Raw genomic sequence first — 17,099 nt, 5'->3', positions numbered from 1 at the left:
CTATCTTTTGGCTATATCGTCATACAACTTCTGCAGATAAGCCTGTCCCAAAGAAAGGTTCTGTCCTTTCTTCGAGCCTTCATCCACGGCTATTGCATCCGCTTCATTATTAAATATCAATTGATTGTCCGGAGTCACAAAACCGAAAGCGTCCGGCACGGTGAAGAACGCGAAATGAGGAGAAGCCGGATTGAGCATGTCTTTACTGAACGTAAACTCGCCATGCGGCACCGACAACTGCGCCAATAAGGTAGCGGCAATATCCTGCTGGGAACCGTAAACATCGATACGCCTCGGTCCGCGTACCGCACCGCCCACCATTAACAAAGGAATCTGATACCTGTCTATTTCAAGATTGCCGATATGTTCGGGATAGGCTCCCAAATGGTCGGGCACAAGTACGATTACCGTATTCTTCCATTGCGGCAACTCACGGAATTGCTTCACAAAGTCACCGATACAGCTATCCGTATATGCAAAAGCATTCAAGCGTTCGTTCTCCAAACGGCTGTAAGGAACTTCAAACGGCTCGTGACTGCTGGAAGTTTGCAGCACACGGAAATGCGGTGCATCTTTCCTTGCCAAACCGTTATCGGCGGCTTCCATTTTCAAATCGTCCAGCAAACGGCGGAATACGAGATGGTCGTGCACCCCCCACTTGCTCAAACGCTCCGACACCGGAAAATCCTGATCGGCAACAATATCCTCAAAGCCGGACGACATCAGATAAGAACGCATATTGGTAAAGTCGGCATCACCGCCATAGTAGTATTTCGTTTTATACCCCGCATTCTTCAAACTGCCTGCAATGGCAGGGATAGACTGCGTTTTACGGGGATATTTCATTATGCTGGTAGTGGGTTGCGCCGGATAGCCACTCAAGACGGCAACCAATCCGCGGTCGGTACGGAAACTGTTTGCATAGAAATTCGTAAAGAGCACACCCTCTTGCGCCAGACTATCCAGCTGTACCGCAACATCCGGTTCGCCCCCAAGCGTTGTCATAAGCCGTGAAGAGAAGCTCTCCATGATAACAAACAGCACATCGGGATGCTTTACCGTGAACAATGAACGCAAAGAGTCCGGAGCCTGCCGGAGCGCATCCGCCGCCGCGCTGTCTTTCTTCAAGACAGCAGGGTCTGCCAAACCGGAGAAAATACGGTCGGCCGCATCCGCTTCCATAAAACGGTATTGACTGCCGAAGTCCTTTTGTTTGGAAAGGGATTCCATCAAACTGAAAGCCGGATTAATGGCAGCATGGTTCAAGCGTTGGTTAATGCTGAAGTATACCTTTCCCGTATTCATGGTGGAAACAGTGAAGCCGCCGCGAATCGGAATAAACAATAACCCGGTCAGCAGCAACAGCGCGCCCGACACCCTCAAACGCCGGTAAGGTATCTTCATGCGTCTGAACGCGCCTTTCCGCAACAGCGCGATATAGAATATCCCATATAATACCGCCGCATAAACAGCCATGGCAATAATTCCCCCGATTACCATCCAGACACTGACGCTTGCCACCGCATCTTTGGGCGAAGAAAAGAAATAAAACAAAGGAGTGGCGTCCAACCGGAATCCCCAGTATTCGTACAAGCCCAAATCGACGGTAAATATAATAGAGAGTAAAACGGAAACGAAAATAAAGTAACCGCACCATATACGGCGGAGAAGATTAGGCACAGCCCAAGCGGAACAGATAAAAAGCAATCCCGGAATAGCCGTCAGATAGCCTGCAAGCGACAAGTCCAGCGGCAGTCCGTGCCACATCACACCCAGCCATTCCGTCCACGAAACACCTTCGTACAACGGCCGGTAAAAGAGCATGAAAAACGGTTTTTGTAATGCGAATATGCAAACAAACAAGAAATATGTCTTGAGGAATCCTATAAGCCTTTCTTTCATCGGTGCTTTTTCTTAAACTGAATATATTCGGCAAAAATAAAGTTTTTTATTCTATTTCTCGCCAATATTGGTTAAGAAATACGTGAAAGATAGGCTTATAAGATTTTAAGAGTTATCCGTTTACACGTTTATAGTCTTCCAGAAACTTCTTTAATCCGGCATCCGTCAGCGGATGGTTCAGCAACCCTTTTATGGCGGAAAGCGGGCACGTAGCTACATCCGCCCCCACCTCTATGCACTGAATAATATGCGCCGTATGACGGATGGATGCCGCAAGTACCTGAGTGGTATAGCCATAATAGCGGTACATCTCCGCAATCTTACCCACCAAAGCAACACCGTCCTCACAGATGTCATCGAGACGGCCTACAAACGGCGACACGTAAGTAGCCCCGGCTTTTGCCGCCAGCAATGCCTGTCCTACGGAAAACACCAGCGTGCAGTTGGTACGAATGCCTTTTCCCGAGAAGTACTTAATGGCTTTTATGCCGTCCGCGATACAGGGCACTTTCACCACAATATGCGGATTGAGCGCGGCGAGCTCTTCACCTTCCTTAATCATACCTTCATAATCGGTGGCAATAACCTCCGCGCTGACGTCGCCCTGCACGATATTGCAGATATCCACGTAATGTTTGCGCTGGTTTTCCACCCCTTTGATACCTTCTTTCGCCATGAGCGAAGGGTTGGTAGTCACTCCGTCGAGTACGCCCATATCGTAGGCTTCCCGAATCTGGTCTAAATTTGCAGTGTCGATAAAGAATTTCATGATATAAATTGTTTAAGGATTGATTTCACAAATATAACGATTTACGGCATGGTTTGTTCTTTATCGGCGGGATATTTCAGCGGTTGCGTTTCAGGTACAGACGGTCGGTTATGGTGGCCGGCAGCTCGCTCTCGTAGTGGGTCACCATTATCATTGTCTTATCCCGGCGACGGCAAAAGGCTTCTATGATTTTCTTGACGCGACGGCGGTTATACGTATCCAGCCCATGCAGAGGTTCGTCGAGAATCAGCAGTTCGGGATCTTTCACAAAGGCTCGCGCCAGCAGGGCAAGGCGTTGCTCGCCGCTGGAGAGTTGCAGGAAGGGTTTGTCCTTCAAATCGGCCACGCCGAAAATATCCATCCACCACTCGCACACAGCCATTTGGTCGGCATGCGGACGTTTGTACAGGCCGATACTGTCGTGCAGCCCGGAAGCTACGATTTCAATGGCCGGCAAGTTTTTCAGGTAAGCGCGATGCATCTCCGGACTGACGTAGCCTATATGCTTCTTTATTTCCCAAATGCTCTCGCCCGTTCCCCGTTTACGGCCGAACAGACTGATGTCGCAGGCATAAGATTGAGGATTGTCCGCGCATACCAGACTGAGCAAAGTAGATTTGCCCGCTCCGTTCTCTCCGCTCAACGCCCACTTCTGCCCGCGCAGCACCGTCCAGTCAAGCTCTTTCAGAATCGTACGGTCGTCGTAGCGGATGCTGACTTTATTCAGCCGGACAACTTCGTCCGAAGTAAAGTTCGTGTTTTCGTAAGGAAGGTCGATAACGCGTTGCTGCAATTCGCTGAAAGAAACGGCATCGGCCTCGGCACGAATGGCGTCTTGCTCACGAAAAGCCTGCATATAAGCGGCACGCTCCATTTTCTTCCCCACCGCTTTATTATCCACGGGGACTACGTGGGTGATGAAAGACGGTATATCATCCAGCATGGAGAGCACCAGCACGATTTGCAGGGAGGCGAGTTGCGCCAGCTTCTCCAGAACCGTAAACAACAGGTCGCGTGTGGCGGCGTCCAGCCCGATGAAAGGATTGTCCATGATGAGGATGCGGGGAGCCGTGAGCAATGTTTTGGTCAACTGAAACTTACGGAGTTCGCCACTGGAGAGGAGAATGATTTTCTTATCGAGCATCGGTTCGATACGGAAAAGGTCGAATAGCTGTTGTTTGAGAGCCTCGTCCTTTACCTCGCCCAACAGTTCGCGCACCATTGGGGCATCTTCCTGGTCGTGGGCATTCCAGCGCTGCTGATAGTAGTAATTGGCATCGGCGGAGCCGTAGGTATCGCGGAAAGCGATGTACTTGATATTGTCGTAAGCGGTTTGCGTGACGGAGGGACGGAAATCATATGTCAGAGTACCGTCGCGCAAAGGGTATTTACCCGTAAGCAAATCCACCAACAGGCTTTTTCCGGCACCGTTAGGGCCTACGACAGCGATATGTTCTCCGTCGAGAAAATCGAGAGTGACGGGTTGGGATAAACGGATAAGCGGATTGCGCGCTACGCCTCCCTCTATATATAAGGTATGTTGCTGCGTCATTTTAAATGGTTTTGTTTAGTTGACGCCGCAAAGGTACCAAGATTTTGGTTCTGTGGGAAGAATTCGGGTTCCAAAGTAGCGCAAAGTTTCCATATTTTCAATTCATCAATATCGGCCTTCACCTTCCACGCCCCTGTTTATGGGAAATAGCGGGTGAAGCCTGTTTTTTCGCATCACAACACCTGAAGAAACCGCAACTACGTATCCGGACATTACCATACAGGCAAATCCGTCCCGCAGGACAAAAATATCCATCCCGCGAGACAAAAAAAATCATCCCGTAAGCCGGATAAATCCGTCTCACAGGATGAATATTTTCATCTCACGGGATGATTCCGTACGCGCGCCCGCCAATATGATTCGCTACGGTTGATAATCTTTTTATCCTATGGAGATAATTTCGTTTGATACGATTGGAAACCGGATATCATCATTGATAGAAAATCATCGCCGACTGCGCCGGAACCGAAATCTCCGGTCCGTACATCGTGCCCAAACCTTGCTCACTGATAAATCCGTCTTTGCAAACCACCGTATATTTGCCTTCGGGCACTGATACCTTAGCCGTTTCCTTGCGTGCATTCAACACTACATAGATGTTTCCCCACGTATCGCCGCCGGCATGTCCCTTCAGCCTATAAGCTACCACATTGCTGCCTTCAACCGATAAGAACTCCAGGTGCTCGCGCACCAAACCGGCATCTCCCAGACGGAAAGCCGGATGGTTCTTACGCAACTGAATCAATCCCTTATAATAGGCGAATACATCGGCATGCTCCGTCTTACGTTTCCAGTCGATGGCGTTGACTGAGTCCGGACTTTGATAACTGTTATGCACCCCTTTCTTATCGCGCATCACTTCCTCGCCTGCATAGATAAAGGGTACACCCTGTGAGGTAAATACCGCCGTTTGCGCCAGTTTGTCCAATCGGGTCAGTTCTTCGGGCGTAATACCGGGGACGCTGGCCTTCAGCCTGTCCACCAAGCACATATCATCGTGGCAAGATACATAACTTATCATCTGCGTAGGTTGTTCCGCCCACGGAGCTTTACTGTAATTCACCCCTTCATTGTTGACTTGCGGATGCTTGACAGCGCCTGCAATACCAAACTTGATACTCTCCTCTCCCCCCGGCAGTCCGGCAAGGAAAGCGCCCTGATGATTATCGTTGAACGGGCCGCGCAGCGCATCACGCATCTCATCGGAGAAAGCGGCGATGCCCGGCATCTTATATGTGTTGGCTTTCATCGCCAATGAGTCCTGAGGCAATTGGGGAGCCGACGCAGCCCAGCCCTCACCATAGATAAAGATGGTAGGGTCTGCCGCTGTCGCCGCCTTGCGTATTTCGTTCATGGTTTCAATATCATGGATTCCCATCAGGTCGAAGCGGAAGCCGTCGATATGATACTCGTTTATCCAGTGCAATACGGACTCTACCATATATTTGCGCATCATGGCGCGGTTACTCGCCGTTTCGTTGCCACATGCGGAAGCGTCCGCAAAACCGCCGTCCGGTGTCTGGCGATAGAAATATCCGGGAACGGTACGCTCGAAATTACTCTCGGCCGTGTTGAAAGTGTGGTTGTACACCACATCCAGCACTACACGGATACCTGACTTATGCAAGGCCTGCACCATCTGCTTGAACTCGCGGATACGTACATCCGGTTTGTAAGGGTCGGTGGAGTACGAACCGTCGGGCACGTTGTAATTCTGCGGATCGTAACCCCAGTTGTATTTATTCTCATCCAGTTTGGACTCGTCCACGGAAGCATAATCATAGGAAGGCAGGATATGTACGTGCGTCACTCCCAGCTCTTTCAAGTGGTCGATGCCGGTTGCCAGTTTATCGGGGTTGACCGTTCCCGTTTCCGTCATCGCAAGGAACTTGCCTTTGTGGCGGATACCCGAAGACGGGTCTATGGAGAAGTCGCGATGGTGCACTTCGTAAATAATCACATCGGCAGGAGATGCCAACGGCGGACGTTTATCCTCCGCCCAGCCTTCCGGGTCGGTTTCCCGCATATCGATAACGGCCGCGCGCTTACCGTTTACACCCACTGCCTGCGCATTGATACCCGGGGTATCACCCAACCATTTACCGTCGATTTTTACATTGAAAGTGTAGAACTTGCCTTTCAAATCCTGCTCTACCTTAGCCGTCCACGTACCGTTTTCGGCAGGTGACATGGCAACCGTCTCGTAAGCGTGCCCGCCGTCTCCCGCATCATACAGCATCAAGCGCACTTCGTCCGCCGTAGGCGACCAGAGCGTAAACCGCGTAGCATCCGGAGCGTATTCCATTTCTGTCAGACTGCCCGTACGGACAGGATAAAGTTCGTATGAAGCATATTCTTTTTTTGAGGGGGCACAACTGACAACTGTTGTCGCCGCTACTCCGATAATGACAAGATCGTTTAGTTTCATGGTTGGTATTTTTAAATTAGGTATGAAGTATAAAGTAGTAAGTCTTAAAGCATGGGATCGGATTATCGTTTTACTTTGTCGGGATTCTTGGCTATAAAGTCTTTCCAGCCGTGATAGCCTTTCCCGACAACAGGGCGCCCCATTTGCAGGAAGTGGCAGTAAGCGGCGGCAAGGCCGTCGGTGGCGTCCATGAATACGGGCATGTCTTCTTTCGGAAAATGAAGCATGCGTTGCAGCATATCCGCCACTTGCTCTTTGGATGCCTGGCCGTTGCCCGTTATCGCCATTTTTATCTTCAAAGGAGCGTATTCGGTAATAGGAATGTCACGGCTCAGAGCGGCGGCCATGGCTACTCCCTGCGCACGTCCCAGCTTCAGCATGGATTGTACGTTTTTTCCAAAGAAAGGCGCTTCAATAGCAAGTTCGTCCGGCAGATAACTCTCGATGATGCCCAGCACCCGCTCATGGATGTGGCGAAGTTTCAGATAATGGTCGCCAAACTTACGAAGGTCTATGATACCCATGGCAATCATTTCGGGCTTTACTCCCGCTACCCTCAGCACCCCGTACCCCATAATGGTAGTACCGGGGTCAATGCCCAAAATAATTTTTTCCTTTACCGGTTGTATCACACTATCACCTCCATTAATGTAGGAAAACCGATTACTTTGTCTTTAAAGATTTTCTGCAATTCTTCATTCAGCTTCACACCTTGTTCCTGATGCCAGCGATGCAGTATGGCAGAGTCTTCCACCTCGAATTGCACAGAGTAACAGACACTTCCCTCTTCAATATGGCTCAGTATCCGTGCTATGCGCGGGGCATGCAATGTACCGTGCTTCTCTACTTCGGGAAGGTAGAATTCATTCATCCAGGCAAGGAAGAATTTCTCCTGCCCTTCTTCCACGTGATAGGTCGTATTATATATCAGCATAATTTCTTTTTTCATTTTATTTCGCAAACATAGCAATTATTTCAGAATAATGCATTATATTTGCGCCATCAAAAAAGCAGATAGCTCTGCAAACGTTAGCAACGGGGCGTTAGCTCATCTGGCTAGAGCGCGACACTGGCAGTGTCGAGGTGATGAGTTCGAGTCTCATACGCTCCACAAAGGTTGACTTTTTACAGTCAACCTTTTTTCAAATTAGGCAGGAAGCAAGCCACCAATCCCAGCAAAGGCATAAATCCGCATACATTATAAACCGCCTCGATACCGTATGCGTCCGCCATACCGCCAAGTACAGCCGAAGCGATACCCGCAATGCCGAACGCAAACCCGAAGAACAAACCGGAAATCAGTCCCAGCTTATTGGGCAACAATTCCTGCGCATACAATAAGATGGCGGGGAAAGCGGAAGACAGCATAAACCCCACACAGAAGCTAAGAATAACCGTCCCCGCAAGTCCCACATGCGGCATCAGCAAACTAAACGGCGCCGTCCCGAGAATGGAAGCCCAGATAACATACTTGCGTCCCACCCTGTCGCCTACCGGTCCGCCTACCAAAGTACCTGCGGCAGTGGCTACCAAAAAGACAAACAAGAATAACTGCGAATCCCGGATACTTACACCGAACTTATGAATGAGATAGAATGTATAGTAACTCGTCAGGCTCGCCATATAAATATATTTGGAAAAGATAAGAACCAATAGAACCCCAATGGCGAAAACCGTCATTCGGGAAGACAACGGACGTTCCACCGCCTTCTGCGTAAGCAACGGACGCCGCTTGATATGATTGAGATAAGAACGGTACCAGCGGGAAATGGGCAGCATCACCAAAATAGCCGCCACCGCAAAAATCATGAACAGCGCAATGTGGTGTCTGCCATACGGAGCAACCAGCAGCGCCACCAGCAACGGCCCTAACGAGCCTCCCAGATTACCGCCCACCTGAAAGAGCGACTGCGCCAACCCGCGCTTGCCTCCGGAAGCCAAAAAAGTAATGCGCGACGCTTCGGGATGCAATACGGAGGAACCGATGCCCACCACAAAAACAGAAGCCAAGAGCCAATACAGATTAGTGGCGAACGACAAATTCAGAATACCCGCCAGCGTAAAACACATTCCCAACGGCAACGACCAGGCAATGGGACGCTTATCGAAAATCAGCCCCATTATCGGCTGAAACACGGAAGCCGACATCTGATACACCAACGTTATCAGACCAATCTGTGCAAAACTCAATGACAAATCCTGCTTGAACAGAGGGTACACCGCCGTAATAACGGATTGAAGCAAATCATTCAGGCAATGCGAAGCGCTCAGCGCAATCAATATGGGGAAAGCGATTCTACGAACCGGCGGTCTTTGAGTTGATGTCATCCTAATTGTCATTTATTGAAATCGGGCGCAAAGGTACGTAAAGTATTCAAAGGACAGCCCGGGTTAATAAAAAATAATATGCAACGATTGAGGGCAAAACAATGATAAAATTGTATCTTTGCACCGTTTTATATAGTAAGGAATAAATAATAACAACGATATGATAGCTAAAATCAACGAGCTTCTGCAAGAAGTAGAAGCACTGAAAGCCGCTAACGCCGAGGAACTGGAAGCACTGCGCATCAAGTACCTCAGCAAGAAGGGAGCCATTAACGAACTGATGGCGGACTTCCGCAACGTACCCGCCGAACTCAAAAAAGAAGTCGGCATGCGTCTGAACGAACTTAAGAACAAAGCGCAGGAAAAGATAAGCGCTCTCAAAGAACAATTCGAAAGTCAGGACAACGGTTGCGACGACCTCGACCTTACCCGTTCGGCCTATCCCGTAAAATTGGGAACACGTCACCCGCTCAGCATCGTCAAGAATGAAATCATCGACATATTCGCCCGTATGGGATTCAACATCGCCGACGGTCCGGAAGTGGAAGACGACTGGCACGTATTCTCTTCCATGAACTTTGCCGAAGATCATCCGGCACGCGATATGCAGGATACTTTCTTCATCGAAAACAATACTGAAAATGTATCGCACAACATCATCCTGCGTACACATACATCCAGCGTACAAAGCCGTGTAATGGAAACGACCCAACCGCCTATCCGGGTGCTTTGTCCGGGACGCGTATACCGCAACGAGGCTATCAGCTATCGCGCGCACGCATTCTTCCACCAAGTAGAAGCCTTGTTTATAGACCGTAACGTATCGTTCACCGACTTGAAACAAGCCCTGTTGCTCTTCGCCCAGGAAATGTTCGGCAAAGACACTAAGATTCGTCTCCGTCCTTCGTACTTCCCGTTTACGGAGCCAAGCGCCGAAATGGACATTAGCTGTAACATCTGCGGCGGCAAGGGATGTCCTTTCTGTAAAGGAACAGGCTGGGTTGAAATCTTGGGTTGCGGTATGGTCGACCCCAATGTGTTGGAGTTAAACGGCATTGACAGCAAAGTGTACAGCGGTTACGCTTTAGGTATGGGTATAGAACGCATCGCCAACCTGAAATACCGCGTAAACGACTTGCGCCTGTTCTCTGAAAACGATACCCGCTTCCTGAAAGAATTCGAAGCGGCTTATTAATATAGAACACTCTTATATTTCTATATTAAGCATAAGGTTGGGATGTGTCCGAACTGAACTCGCTTACTTATTGATTTCTTTAATATCAGGCACGGATTACACGGAAAACACGGATTTAATCAAAGGAAACCGTGAAAGCCGTGTAATCCGTGCCTAAAAGGATAGCCCTATTATCAATCTTATTAAATCTCCACCCAATGAAAGATAGGCTCGTAACTCCCGGCTATTGCTTTATTCTCGCAGCCAACTTTCTGCTGTACTTCGGCTTTTGGCTATTGATACCCGTATTGCCATTCTATCTATCCGAGATATTCAATGCGGGAAACTCTACCATCGGTATCATCCTCTCCTGCTATACGGTAGCCGCTTTGTGCATCCGTCCGTTCTCCGGCTATTTTTTGGACAGCTTTGCCCGTAAACCGCTGTATCTGTTGGCTTACTTCATCTTTATGACAATGTTTGCCGGATATATCATAGCCGGTTCACTGGTACTGTTCATTCTGTTCCGTATCATACACGGCGTATCATTCGGTATGGTGACTGTAGGCGGAAATACGGTAGTCATCGATATCATGCCCTCATCAAGGCGCGGAGAAGGGCTCGGATATTACGGGCTTTCCAACAATATAGCCATGGCGGTGGGGCCGATGTCCGGCTTGTTTCTGCACGATGCGGGCATGAGCTATACTACCATTTTCTGTTGCTCGCTGGGTTCCTGCATTGCCGGATTTATCTGCGCCTCATTGGTGAAGACACCATACAAACCGCCTGTCAAGCGCGAGCCGATTTCGCTCGACCGTTTTATCCTGCTGAAAGGCATTCCGGCGGGTATCAGCCTGCTTCTATTATCCATTCCTTACGGGATGACCACCAACTACGTGGCCATGTATGCCAAAGAAATCGGCATTAATGCAACCACCGGCTTTTTCTTTACTTTCATGGCGGTGGGCATGGCCATCTCCCGCATCTTTTCCGGTAAGATTGTGGACAAGGGAAAGATAACGCAAGTAATCTCGGCAGGACTATACATTGTAGTGTTCAGTTTCTTCCTGCTCTCGGCTTGCGTCTACATTATCAATTGGAACAGCATGGCATGCGGCATCATCTTCTTTGCCGTAGCATTACTGCTCGGAGTTGGTTTCGGCATCATGTTTCCGGCTTACAATACGCTGTTCGTGAATCTGGCCCCCAACAACCAGCGAGGTACGGCAACTTCCACCTACCTGACCTCATGGGATGTAGGAATAGGTATCGGTATGCTGACAGGCGGATATATCGCCGAGGTCAGCACTTTCGACAAGGCTTATCTTTTCGGAGCCTGCCTGACGATAATCTCCATGCTTTACTTCAATGGCAAGGTTACCCCTCATTATCATAAAAACAAATTACGATGAGAAAAAAAGAACGTTACGAAAAAATACTCGCCTGGTTCAGGGAAAACCGCCCCGTAGCGGAAACCGAGTTGCATTACGACAATCCGTATGAGCTATTGATTGCGGTAATCCTTTCCGCCCAATGCACGGACAAACGGGTAAACATGATAACTCCCCCACTATACCGGGACTTTCCTACTCCCGAAGCTCTTGCCGCCACCACCCCGGAAGTGGTATACGAATACATACGCAGCGTATCTTATCCCAACAATAAGGCCAAGCATCTTGTGGGCATGGCCAAGATGCTGGTGAAAGACTTTGACAGCCAAGTACCCGATACGCTGGAAGAGCTCGTAAAGCTGCCCGGCGTGGGACGTAAAACGGCCAATGTAATCCAGTCGGTTGTGTTCAACAAAGCCGCCATGGCGGTAGACACCCATGTATTCCGTGTCAGCCACCGTTTAGGATTAGTGTCCGACAAATGTACCACCCCGTTCAGCGTAGAGAAAGAGCTGGTCAAGCATATTCCGGAAGCGGAGATTCCCATTGCCCACCATTGGCTCATCCTGCATGGACGGTATGTATGTCAGGCGCGTACCCCTCAATGTGACAACTGCGGTTTGCAATTGATGTGCAAATATTACTGCCGGAAGTATAAAGTTAGCAAAGAGAGCAATGAAGGGGAAGAATAAATAATGATTTCATAGCGCAAAAAAGAAATAAATACTAACTTTGCCGTCACAAAAAGAAAATAGTAACACTTTTAAATAAAAATAGAGTATTATGACAATTGACCAATTTAACTTTGCCGGAAAAAAGGCATTCGTTCGCGTGGACTTCAATGTGCCCTTGGACGAAAACTTCAACATTACAGACGATACCCGTATGCGTGCCGCTCTTCCTACATTGAAGAAGATTTTGGCTGACGGCGGCAGTATTATCATCGGTTCTCACCTCGGCCGTCCGAAAGGCGCGACTGACAAGTTCTCTTTGAAGCATATTCTGAAACATTTGTCAGACCTGCTGGGTGTTGAAGTACAGTTTGCTAACGACTGCATGGGCGAAGAAGCCGCTGTTAAGGCTGCCGCTCTGCAACCGGGTGAAGTGCTGTTGCTCGAAAACCTCCGTTTCTATGCTGAAGAAGAAGGCAAACCGCGCGGTTTGGCTGAAGATGCGACAGACGAAGAAAAGAAAGCCGCCAAAGCTGCCGTTAAGGAGAGCCAGAAAGAATTTACCAAGAAATTGGCTTCTTACGCCGACTGCTATGTAAACGACGCGTTCGGTACCGCACACCGCGCACACGCTTCTACGGCATTGATCGCTAAATACTTCGACAAAGACAACAAGATGTTCGGCTACCTGATGGAAAAAGAAGTGAAAGCTGTGGACAAGGTGTTGAATGACATCAAACGTCCGTTTACTGCTATCATGGGTGGTTCTAAAGTATCTTCCAAAATCGAAATCATCGAAAACCTGCTGAATAAGGTAGACAACCTGATTATCACCGGCGGTATGACTTATACTTTCACCAAAGCCCAAGGCGGTAAAATCGGTCTTTCCATCTGTGAAGACGATAAGCTGGATTTGGCTCTCGAGTTGTTGAAGAAGGCAAAAGAGAAAGGTGTGAACCTCGTACTAGCTGTAGACGCCAAAATAGCCGACTCATTCTCCAATGACGCCAATACTCAGTTCTGCAAAGTAAACGAAATACCTGACGGTTGGGAAGGTCTGGATATAGGTCCTGAAACTGAAAAGATTTTCGCTGAAGTTATCAAGAACTCCAAGACTATCCTTTGGAACGGTCCCACAGGCGTATTCGAATTTGAGAACTTCACTCACGGTTCACGTTCGGTAGGTGAAGCTATCGTAGAAGCAACCAAGAACGGCGCATTCTCACTCGTAGGCGGTGGCGACTCCGTAGCTTGCGTTAACAAGTTCGGTTTGGCAAACGGTGTTTCTTACGTTTCTACCGGTGGCGGTGCATTGCTCGAGGCAATCGAAGGAAAAGTTCTTCCGGGTATCGCTGCTATCAACGAATAAAAAGAATCTCATTAATACAAAAGGCAGCTCTTTGAAAAAAGGGTTGCTTTTTTTTTAATTATATATCCGACACATGAAACGAATTCTACTATCCTGCTTTCTTCTTCTCTCCGTATATACACTAAGAGCCCAGGATGCGTGCCTGAATGATGTAGTGAATACACTAAAAGAACGTATCAGTCTGGCAGGCTATGCCCAAGTGGGATATACCTATGATGATGCCGGCGAAAAAGCCAGCAATACTTTCGACCTCAAACGGGTTATATTCATGGCACGCGGTAAGATTACCGACAAATGGTCGTGCTACTTCATGTACAGCTTCGCCAACACCGGAAAGATTCTGGAAGCCTATACGGAATATCAGTTTCTGCCCCAACTCACAGCCCGTATCGGGCAATTCAAGACGATGTACACCATTGAGAATCCCATGTCGCCCTGTTTTGTCGAACTGATAAACTGTTATTCGCAGGCAGTCAACTATCTGGCAGGTATCAACGGCAGCGATCCCCTGTACGGTTCGAATAGCGGCCGTGATATGGGACTCCTTATTTACGGTGACCTTTTCAAGAAAAAGGTTAGTTATAACCTTGCCGTCATGAACGGACAAGGCATCAATCTGAAAGACAAGAATAATCACAAAGACATAGTAGGCAGCCTGATGGTTCACCCGCTCGACTGGCTGTCGGTAGGCGGTTCGTTCATCAAGGGCAAGGGATGCGCAGTAGCCGCATCTTCCGTCAATCCGGACATTGCTGCAGGCGACAGTTATGTACGTAACCGTTGGTCGGCAGGAGCTACCATCCAGACAAAACCCGTCAGCCTGCGTACCGAATATCTTGCCGGCAAGGACGGGCATATAAAAAGCGACGGATACTATGCCACCGCATCCGTACACGTGTTTCCCAAGTTCGACGTTATAGCATCTTACGACTACTTCAACAAAGACAAAGCGCAGGATTACAAACAAAGTAACTATGTAGCCGGTGTGCAATGGTGGTTCTATCCCAAATGCCGCTTGCAGGCGCAATATACTTATTGCGACCCTCACAAGGGAGAAAGCTCCAACCTGCTGCAAGCACAGTTGCAGGTTCGTTTCTGATTCTTTAACCCTCACCAAACATTTTGGCATTCTTTTTGTACATTTGTAGAGTATAATCACTTAATGAATACAATCTTATGAACGAGCAAGCCATACAAGAGCAATACCAACATATAGTCAGCTTACTGGAACAGAAACGTCTGAAAGAGGCGCAGATACAACTGGAGGCCTTTTTATGGAACTGTAACGATTGGACTCTTCGCAACCGTCTGGAACAGGCCAAAGTGTCCTACCAATACATGTTACAGTATATGCGCCAGGGCGTAAACGATCCGGAACGGCAGAAACTATACCGGCAGCTTTTGGCAGAAACCCGGGAACTTGCCGAACAAGCGCGTATCAGCTTACTCGATGAAGTCTCTACGCATTATTACCATGCCCTGCACAAGAACAAAAGGAATATGGCAGCCGGCTACGGTATGTCTTCCTGGCTTAAAGTGCTGGAATCTTTTCCTGACGATATGGCGGTTTGCCAACTTATGCCGGACAATAAACAAAGTCTGGACAGCGCTTTGCAACGGCATGAAGAAACTGCCCAATATCTGTTTCTCACTACGTGGGGAAACAGCGGCTGGACGGCGGAAGAGGAACAGGAAGCCAGAATGTATCTGGAATCCGAGTTACTGCCGGTAAATGATTTGTGCTTATTTACGGGAGCTGTCCTACTCAGCTTAATGGAATGTTTCGACCCGCGTAAGTTCTCATGGCTGCTGGATGCTGCGACACACGCCGACACACAAGTCAGCCAGCGTGCTTTGGTGATTATTGCCATTGTACTGCACATACACCCCAACCGCCTGTGGTTATACCCCGAGCTGGAAGCCAGATTATCGCTTCTCAATGAAGACGGTAGCTTCGGCAAACAACTGAACCGGGTTTACATCCAACTGCTCCGCAGTCAGGAGACGGAGAAGATAGACAAGAAGATGCGTGAAGAAATCATCCCGGAGATGATGAAGAACGTAAGTATCATGCGTAACATGAAGTACGGCTTCGAAGAAAACATGGATGAAGACGACCGTAACCCGGATTGGGAAAAAGCATTCGAAGAATCCGGCTTGGGTGACAAGATACGTGAAATGAACGAACTGCAGCTGGAAGGCGCCGATGTATATATGAGCACATTCGCCCAGCTCAAGAGCTATCCGTTCTTCCAAAACCCGCACAACTGGTTCTATCCGTTCGATATGCAGCACTCCGGTATTATACGGGAATTCGGGCTGAAACCGACAGGAGACAATGCCATCCTATCGCTTATATTGCAATCAGGCTTTTTCTGCAATAGCGATAAGTACTCATTGTGCTTCACCATGGCGCATATCCCGCAGGCGCAACGTAATATGATGCTGAGCCAAATGACATCGCAAGACTTGAACGAATTAATGGACGAAAGCAAGTCGTCCGGCCTGAGACAATACGCACAGCGTCCGGATGTTATCAGCAACCAGTATATTCATGACTTATACCGTTTCTTCAAGCTCAGCCAGCGCCGTCATGAATTCCGCGATATTTTCAAAGAGGAAATAGCGTTGCACCGTATCCCTGCATTGAAAGATATTTTACGCAAACCGGAATTATTGGTTACCATAGCCGATTTTCATTTCCGCAAAGAGCATCCGGCAGAAGCTTTAGGCATCTATCAGGAAGTAATAGATATGAATTATGCCGATGCAGATATTTTCCAAAAGACCGGTTATTGCCTGCAAAAGGAGAAACGCTACAAAGAGGCCATCAGCGCTTACCGAAAAGCGGATGTGCTGAAGCCCGATCATATATGGACCATCCGCCACCTTGCCACTTGTTATCGCCAATTACGCGATTTTGCATCGGCGCTGGAATATTACAGAAAGGTAGAGGCAATGCAGCCCGAAAACAGAAACGTTACATTCTTCATCAGCAGTTGTCTCGCCGAACAGGAGCGTTACGAAGAAGCCTTGCAATGTTTCTTCAAGCTGGATCTCATGGAGAACGATTGCATCAAAGCATGGCGTGCCATAGGCTGGTGCTCATTTGTCAGCGGAAAATCCGAGCAGGCCATGAGATATTATGAAAAGGTACTCGCCTTAAAACCTATTGCCACAGATTATCTTAATGCGGGGCATGTAGCGCTGCGACTGGGTAATATGGAAAAGGCCGCCGAATTATATGGGAAAGCCGCCTCGGAAAGCGGAAATCGGGAGACTTTCCTTGATATGTTCGACAAAGATAAAGAAACCCTTATCAAACTGGGTATCGACGAGAACGACATACCGCTAATAAGAGATTTGGTTTGACCAATACACATGGCATCCTCTATGTACCTTCACTAAAACTCATTATTGAAGGTACATAGCTCGCCTATCGGAGTAAAAAATAGGCAAAAGGGTGGATTTTCTATTCATATTACTTCTTCTTATTTTTCAATTGAAGGTAT

Annotated in this window: 13 protein-coding genes and 1 tRNA gene; 7 read left to right on the top strand and 7 right to left on the bottom strand. The window is 48.4% G+C overall.

All coding sequences use genetic code 11. From position 1 onward, the window contains the following. From BHV73_RS03085 to BHV73_RS03060, 6 genes are all read right to left on the bottom strand, one after another. Positions 1 to 1,902: an LTA synthase family protein gene (locus BHV73_RS03085; RefSeq protein WP_087412751.1), complete on the bottom strand. Its 1,902-nt coding sequence runs from the start codon at positions 1,900 to 1,902 to the stop codon at positions 1 to 3. A gap of 112 nt (positions 1,903 to 2,014) precedes the next feature. Next, positions 2,015 to 2,671 (bottom strand): fructose-6-phosphate aldolase, encoded by a 657-nt coding sequence (gene fsa, locus BHV73_RS03080; RefSeq protein ID WP_009122380.1) that lies wholly within the window; start codon positions 2,669 to 2,671, stop codon positions 2,015 to 2,017. A gap of 76 nt (positions 2,672 to 2,747) precedes the next feature. Beyond that, complete coding sequence (locus BHV73_RS03075) at positions 2,748 to 4,223, bottom strand: ATP-binding cassette domain-containing protein (RefSeq protein WP_087412752.1); 1,476 nt, start codon at positions 4,221 to 4,223, stop codon at positions 2,748 to 2,750. Positions 4,224 to 4,653: 430 nt separating this feature from the next. Then, the gene (gene pulA / locus BHV73_RS03070; protein WP_087412753.1) at positions 4,654 to 6,651 is read right to left on the bottom strand and encodes a type I pullulanase; all 1,998 of its coding nucleotides are present in this window, start codon (positions 6,649 to 6,651) and stop codon (positions 4,654 to 4,656) included. A 62-nt stretch (positions 6,652 to 6,713) separates the two neighbouring features. Next, positions 6,714 to 7,283 carry a crossover junction endodeoxyribonuclease RuvC gene (gene ruvC / locus BHV73_RS03065; RefSeq protein ID WP_087412754.1) on the bottom strand — a complete coding sequence of 190 codons (570 nt, stop codon included), beginning with the start codon at positions 7,281 to 7,283 and terminating at the stop codon, positions 6,714 to 6,716. Further along, the gene (locus BHV73_RS03060) at positions 7,280 to 7,585 is read right to left on the bottom strand and encodes a DUF4286 family protein (RefSeq protein WP_022218870.1); all 306 of its coding nucleotides are present in this window, start codon (positions 7,583 to 7,585) and stop codon (positions 7,280 to 7,282) included. The genes ruvC and BHV73_RS03060 overlap by 4 nt, the downstream gene beginning before the upstream one ends. 103 nt (positions 7,586 to 7,688) lie before the next feature. Here BHV73_RS03060 and BHV73_RS03055 point away from each other — a divergent pair. Further along, a tRNA-Ala gene (locus BHV73_RS03055) sits at positions 7,689 to 7,762 on the top strand. 20 nt (positions 7,763 to 7,782) lie between these two features. Here the strand turns inward: BHV73_RS03055 and BHV73_RS03050 are convergent. Next, positions 7,783 to 8,979 carry an MFS transporter gene (locus BHV73_RS03050; RefSeq protein ID WP_022218871.1) on the bottom strand — a complete coding sequence of 399 codons (1,197 nt, stop codon included), beginning with the start codon at positions 8,977 to 8,979 and terminating at the stop codon, positions 7,783 to 7,785. A 160-nt stretch (positions 8,980 to 9,139) separates the two neighbouring features. On the opposite strand from BHV73_RS03050, the gene pheS reads away from it, so the two are divergent. From pheS to BHV73_RS03020, 6 genes are all read left to right on the top strand, one after another. Continuing rightward, positions 9,140 to 10,174, top strand: coding sequence for a phenylalanine--tRNA ligase subunit alpha (gene pheS, locus BHV73_RS03045; RefSeq protein WP_009122388.1), 1,035 nt, complete (start codon positions 9,140 to 9,142; stop codon positions 10,172 to 10,174). Positions 10,175 to 10,371: 197 nt separating this feature from the next. Next, positions 10,372 to 11,568, top strand: coding sequence for an MFS transporter (locus BHV73_RS03040; RefSeq protein ID WP_009122390.1), 1,197 nt, complete (start codon positions 10,372 to 10,374; stop codon positions 11,566 to 11,568). Beyond that, positions 11,565 to 12,239, top strand: coding sequence for an endonuclease III (gene nth, locus BHV73_RS03035; protein WP_022218873.1), 675 nt, complete (start codon positions 11,565 to 11,567; stop codon positions 12,237 to 12,239). Before BHV73_RS03040 ends, nth begins: the two co-directional genes overlap by 4 nt. Positions 12,240 to 12,327: 88 nt before the next feature. Beyond that, complete coding sequence (locus tag BHV73_RS03030; RefSeq protein WP_087412755.1) at positions 12,328 to 13,587, top strand: phosphoglycerate kinase; 1,260 nt, start codon at positions 12,328 to 12,330, stop codon at positions 13,585 to 13,587. A gap of 73 nt (positions 13,588 to 13,660) precedes the next feature. Then, positions 13,661 to 14,686 carry a porin gene (locus tag BHV73_RS03025; RefSeq protein WP_009122393.1) on the top strand — a complete coding sequence of 342 codons (1,026 nt, stop codon included), beginning with the start codon at positions 13,661 to 13,663 and terminating at the stop codon, positions 14,684 to 14,686. Between the two features lie 77 nt (positions 14,687 to 14,763). Continuing rightward, the gene (locus tag BHV73_RS03020) at positions 14,764 to 16,959 is read left to right on the top strand and encodes a tetratricopeptide repeat protein (RefSeq protein ID WP_286736370.1); all 2,196 of its coding nucleotides are present in this window, start codon (positions 14,764 to 14,766) and stop codon (positions 16,957 to 16,959) included. The last annotated feature ends 140 nt before the right edge of the window (positions 16,960 to 17,099 follow it).

This window comes from Bacteroides sp. 44_46, assembly GCF_001915465.1.
Lineage (GTDB): Bacteria > Bacteroidota > Bacteroidia > Bacteroidales > Bacteroidaceae > Bacteroides > Bacteroides clarus.
Note: the sequence above shows the minus strand (reverse complement) of the source record. Positions and strands in the feature narration are given on the sequence as shown.